Origin of the sequence: Azospirillum sp. ST 5-10, from assembly GCF_051225715.1 — a bacterium.
In the GTDB taxonomy this organism is placed as follows: domain Bacteria; phylum Pseudomonadota; class Alphaproteobacteria; order Azospirillales; family Azospirillaceae; genus Azospirillum.
In genome coordinates, this window is the sequence record NZ_JBPJSP010000064.1 from 1 (window position 1) to 4,909 (window position 4,909).

Consider the following 4,909-nt stretch of genomic DNA (forward strand, 5'->3'; position numbering starts at 1 on the left):
CGTTCGTTCCGTTCCTCCTTTCTCTTCAGCATTCCAGACATACGCACCCCGGACCATCCGGGTCGAGGCGCACCGTAGGTGATGTCGCTGACCCAGACCTGGTTCGGCGCGGTGGGCGAGAAGTTGCGGTCCAGCAGGTTGGGAGCGATCGGCAGGGCGTGGTTGCTGTCGGTGGTGCAGACGCGGAAGGCGCGCGGACGTTGGGCTCGAATGCCATGACGGCGCATGAGGCGTTCGACGCGCCCCCGGCTGACGGTTCGGCCTTGGGCCCGCAGGGCGGCGTGAATGCGCGGGGCCCCATAGCGTTTGCGGTGCTGGTCATGGAGGCGCTGGATGTCAGCCAGCAACTGCCGGTTTGCGGTCTTGCGGGCGCTCTCCGGCCGAGACCGCCAAGCATAGTAGCCGGATGGGGACACATCCAGGGCGTCACACAAAATGCGCACCGGGAACTCGTCGCGGCAGTCCTCAATGATCCGGAACCTCATTTCAGAGGCTCCAAGAAAATGGATACAGTTTTTTTAATATGTCCCGTTCCATGCGCACGCGATCAAGCTCGCGCTTCAGTCGAGCGATTTCCGCTGACTGATCGCCGGTGGACAGGGGGGCCGCCGCCTGCTTGTTGGGGAGCTGCGGCGCCCCCCCTGTCCCGCTAACCCGCCGCCGCCCGTTGCGCAGCATCGAGGGCTGGATACCCAACTCCTTCGCCACGTGCTCCAGCGGCCGACCGCTGCTCTCCAGCAGCGCCACCGCCTCCCCTTTGAACTCGTCCGTGAAGAAGCGCCGTTTCGTCGTCATCGTCCACCTCTCCGCTCCCAGCGGGAGCTTAGCAGAGGTGTCCACAGATTCGGAGGAGGGTCATGGCCATGCTCTGCCGGTTCAACGGACACTGCAGCCGCTTCTATTCGGTCGCCGAGCACAGCGTCCACGTCTCCCGGCTCTGCCCGCCGGAGCATGCGCTTTGGGGGCTGCTCCACGATGCGGCTGAGGCTTACCTGTCCGATCTCCCCGGTCCGGTGAAGAAGCGGATGCCTGATTACTCGGCGGCCGAACGGAAGCTGCTTGCGGCGCTGGCCACCCGCTTCGGCTTGGCGGTGGAAATGCCCGAAGCCGTGAGGTTGGCCGACGGGATCACGCTCGCGAACGAACGTGACCAAGTCATGCGGCCGTCGGCGGAACCGTGGCCCGGCCTTCCCAGTCGCTGCCCGCGCGTAGTGCTCGCCTGCGACGCTCCCCCCGAAGCCAGCCTCGGATTCCAAAAAAGTACGAGGAACTTGTGATCGTACAAGGAGGTAACCGATGAGCCTTCTGCTCGAAGCACCGGATCGCCCAACGGCTGCGGGCAACCGCACAGCGCCTCCGCTCCTCGGGGTTGACGTGGGGTTCTCCGAAAAAAGGCAGACGACTGGGATCGCCTGGCGAGCCGCCGATGGCAGCGTGGCGTCGGCACGTGCGGGAAGCTCGTGGGCCAGCCGCAGGGACCGGATGCCGACGGGCTTCTCCGCGGCTCTCGCCGCGATCGACGGGCCGCTGCTGCCGGCCGGGACGGCCAGCGATGTCGTCAGGGGGTGCGAGAGCGTCTTCCAGCTTGGGGCATTCCAGCAGCGCTGCAAGCCGGGCATGAGCCATTTCGGAACCGGATTCGCTCTGCGGACGGCGGCCGCTGAGACTATGGCCCAGCTCGCCGCCGTCCTGGTCGCCGCGCCGAAGGCGTTCCGCGGCCCCAGCCTCTCGGCGGGAGCAGCGGTGGTCGAGGCGTTCCCGAATGCCTTTCTCGGCGTGATGCTGTCGAACAACCTCTACGAGCGGGTGGGCCGCGTGCGACGTGGGCGGCGCTTCGACCGGCTGTACGATGCCGCCTGCACGGAGGGAGTGCTGGCGGAGGCGGCGTCATCTTCGACGCTGATGCCCCCCGCCACCGGGAACCGCCTCGCCGAGGAGCGGGATCACGAGAAGCGGGCGGCCCTGCTCTGCCTCTTGACCGCTGCCTACGCCGCGGAGGGCACCGCCGTCACCGTCGGGGACCCGTCCGGCGGCTGGTTCTGGCTTCCGCCCTGGAGGCTGTGGGCGCCGTGGGCAAGGGAAGAGGTCGAAAGGGCCATAGAGCGCGTGCGTGCGAAGGGGTGCGGGGTCGAACTGAACCTGCGGGCATAGGTTCGAGGTCCGATCCCATCGGCTGGGTCCGTCCGCCATTACTTGCCAGGAAATTTGCCAGGAATTCACATTGAATTCTGCCAACTCGGTATTCCGGGGGCGCGGACGGCAGGGCATGATCAAGCCAGTTCGCACCCCACCCCGAGGGCAAGATCATGATGACACTGTCCAGCCACGCAGAACGCCGCTGCCAAAACCGCGGCGTTCGCCGCGATCTGGTCGCGGCCATCCTCCAGCACGCCGACGTGGACACGATCATCGGCGACGACTGCCGCCTGCTGCGCGTCCGCCGCCGCACCGCAGACGCCCTCGCGCTCGACGACCGGCTCGCCCGTTACGCGGTCATCTGGAGCGACACGAACGCCCGAATCGTCACCGTGCTGCCCGTCCACCAGGGACGGCGCGGACGGCGATACCGGAAGACGCACTGAAAGGCGCCCGGCATGAACAGCGACATCGTCAGGGCACCCGATGCCGATGACCGTCTCGCCAGGATGCGGGCCGTCAAGGAGCGGAAGCTGCACGACATCGAGCTGCTCATCAGTGAGAGCGGCGGGCTGCTCAAGCTCGGGCGCGGCGACGGCCTCGCCGCCGGCACCGCGCTGCGCTCCCTCGCGGACGCGGCCAAGGAGGCCGGCGCCCAGATTTCCGACCTCCCGGAGGGGCTGCCGCGCATCCACCACTATATGGTCCGCTCGAAGGCCGACCTGACCGACCCGAAGGTCATGAAGAGCGAACGGGAGCGCCTCTCTCTGCGGGCGAAGTGCTTCATGGACTTGGCGGAGGCGGTCGCCCGCATGGCCGGGTTCGACCCGGTGGACGCCAAGGCGTCGGTCTTCGAACGGACGTCGCTCTGGCGGAACGCGGAACTCCGGCAGCGCGGCGACGAACTCCACGAGGGCAGCTTCATGCTCGCCATGTTGATCGAAGAGATGTCGCAGCGGATCGCCCGCGACACCGGCTTGGCGGAGCTGTTCAGGCGTGCCCGGCAGGTTCCGGGGCGCTGGGACCTGCTGGACGAGACCTTCCTGCCCGGCGGCGACGCCTGCCTGCCGCAACCGGCGTACCAGGGCTGGTTCGAGGCGTGGGAAGAGGCGCCGCCCCTTCCGAGCGTGCCTCTGGTGCGGATTCCCCATGCGACCCTGCGGGCGGAGATTCTCATAGACCCGCCCGTACGGACGGACGAGGAAGGCGAGGGGACGCCGGTGGAAGCCGAGGTCCTGGTCCATAGGGAAATCCTCCTCTGCCTCGGGCCGACCACCGCCCCGGATAGGATCGGACCCATGTTCGAGTCACGGGCCCACGTCGAGGCGAGGATCGCCGGCACCGGCCCCGCTATCCCGCTGAGCCCGTCCTGCACGCTGTGGCCGATCGTCTGCGGCGATCCTGTCCGGCTCATGATCGATGGCGAGTGGCACCGGGCCGTGTTCCGCATGCCTCCTGCGTATGCCCTCGCAGAACCCGACCCGATGATGTGGAATTTCACCCCGCTCGACGCGGACCGGCAGCACGCCGAGAACTACTACGTCTCCTGGACCCCCGTCGATGCTGACCACATCGGGCTCTGGCTGGACCGATCGGCGTCGCGGGACGGGGTTCCTTGCCTGCCCGCCGGAGGGGAGGGCGAGGGGGCGACATGGTTCCCCCGTTCCCGATCGGCCCACCACGTCGAGACCGCGCTCCGGAACGGCGTCCTCGAAGGGGCTCTGAAGGATGCCGTGGCCCGGCTACGGGATGCCCTCGACCGGCGTGAACAGGAATGGCGCACCGCCGCGTCCGCAGCGACGCAAGAGCTGATCGCCAAGTGGCGCGACGACCTGAACGAAGGAGACATCGGCGATGATCGCTGAAACCGACACCCTGACCTTCGCCGACCGCACCGAGACCCGTGCCCGGCTGAACGCGAGCGCTTCACGCTACTACGTCTACGTGCTCGGCACTCCGGACGGACAGCCGTTTTACGTCGGGAAAGGATGCGGCGACCGGGCCTTCCAGCACGAAGCGGAGGCCCGAGGGACGCTGCGGCGGTCGCACAAGCTCAACCTGATCCGCAAAATCCTTCGGACGGGGGGCGAGTTGCGGTACGCGCTGGCCGCCTTCTTCGACGACGAGTCCGACGCGCACAGGCTAGAACGCGGCCTGATCCGGCGCATCGGTCGGCACGATCTAGGAACGGGGCCGCTGACGAACCAGACCGGCGGCGGCGAGGGCACCGCCAGCCCGTCGGAGGAGTCACGCCAACGTCGGCTCGCATCGCTCGGCGGCGAGGCCGACGATCCCGACCGCCGGGTCGTCAACGCATTCTTTGCCGAGATCGGAGGTCCGCAGCCGTCGGTGCCGATCAAGCCGATTGCATGGCCGAAGTTCGAGCCGCTTTACCCCAGCACAAGGCACATCACGCCGACCGAACGGATGGCGAAGGCGATCGTCGCGAGCGCTGCGGCGAACGGCATCATGCTCGAACCGGGGACCCCGATACCCCGGCGGCTCACCATTCGCGGCGGCGAGTATCTGATCGAAAACGGGTGCGGACGGGAAATGATCAAGGCGGGGCTCGTCGGATCGCCCCCGGCCGCCGTGCCCGTGCGGGATGAGGCGATGCCGCTGACCCGGTTCGGATTCAGCTACATCCGGAGTTGCTTCGGAATCCCCCGACTGGTCGAACTCGGCGTCATGGAGCCGTGAGATACCGTCACGTTGAGCAAGCCCTATTTTCAGGGGGCGAGCTTTGGTTCGAAGGGCTTTCGGGCCTTGGCGA

The 4,909-nt window shown here is 67.5% G+C and carries 5 protein-coding genes and 1 pseudogene; 5 read left to right on the top strand and 1 reads right to left on the bottom strand.

The features are described from left to right. Positions 1 to 795, bottom strand: a pseudogene (locus ACSBPG_RS31655) (IS3 family transposase); the annotation flags it as partial. Between the two features lie 62 nt (positions 796 to 857). Between ACSBPG_RS31655 and ACSBPG_RS31660 the strand changes: the two are divergent. The 5 genes from ACSBPG_RS31660 (at position 858) to ACSBPG_RS31680 (ending at position 4,836) form a co-directional block, all read left to right on the top strand. Next, positions 858 to 1,277, top strand: coding sequence for a hypothetical protein (locus tag ACSBPG_RS31660; RefSeq protein ID WP_435541245.1), 420 nt, complete (start codon positions 858 to 860; stop codon positions 1,275 to 1,277). Positions 1,278 to 1,296: 19 nt separating this feature from the next. Then, a complete protein-coding gene (locus ACSBPG_RS31665; RefSeq protein WP_435541246.1) occupies positions 1,297 to 2,151 on the top strand; it encodes a hypothetical protein in 855 nt (284 codons plus the stop codon). 155 nt (positions 2,152 to 2,306) lie between these two features. Further along, on the top strand, positions 2,307 to 2,582 hold the full coding sequence (locus ACSBPG_RS31670; protein WP_435541247.1) for a hypothetical protein: 276 nt from the start codon (positions 2,307 to 2,309) through the stop codon (positions 2,580 to 2,582). Between the two features lie 12 nt (positions 2,583 to 2,594). Further along, positions 2,595 to 4,001: a hypothetical protein gene (locus ACSBPG_RS31675; protein ID WP_435541248.1), complete on the top strand. Its 1,407-nt coding sequence runs from the start codon at positions 2,595 to 2,597 to the stop codon at positions 3,999 to 4,001. Continuing rightward, positions 3,991 to 4,836 (top strand): GIY-YIG nuclease family protein, encoded by an 846-nt coding sequence (locus ACSBPG_RS31680; RefSeq protein ID WP_435541249.1) that lies wholly within the window; start codon positions 3,991 to 3,993, stop codon positions 4,834 to 4,836. Before ACSBPG_RS31675 ends, ACSBPG_RS31680 begins: the two co-directional genes overlap by 11 nt. Positions 4,837 to 4,909: the final 73 nt, after the last annotated feature.

Coding starts and splice junctions, on each gene's coding strand:
- ACSBPG_RS31660 (WP_435541245.1), top strand. CDS start 858: ATGGCCATGCTCTGCCGGTTCAACGGACACTGCAGCCGCTTCTATTCG.
- ACSBPG_RS31665 (WP_435541246.1), top strand. CDS start 1,297: ATGAGCCTTCTGCTCGAAGCACCGGATCGCCCAACGGCTGCGGGCAAC.
- ACSBPG_RS31670 (WP_435541247.1), top strand. CDS start 2,307: ATGATGACACTGTCCAGCCACGCAGAACGCCGCTGCCAAAACCGCGGC.
- ACSBPG_RS31675 (WP_435541248.1), top strand. CDS start 2,595: ATGAACAGCGACATCGTCAGGGCACCCGATGCCGATGACCGTCTCGCC.
- ACSBPG_RS31680 (WP_435541249.1), top strand. CDS start 3,991: ATGATCGCTGAAACCGACACCCTGACCTTCGCCGACCGCACCGAGACC.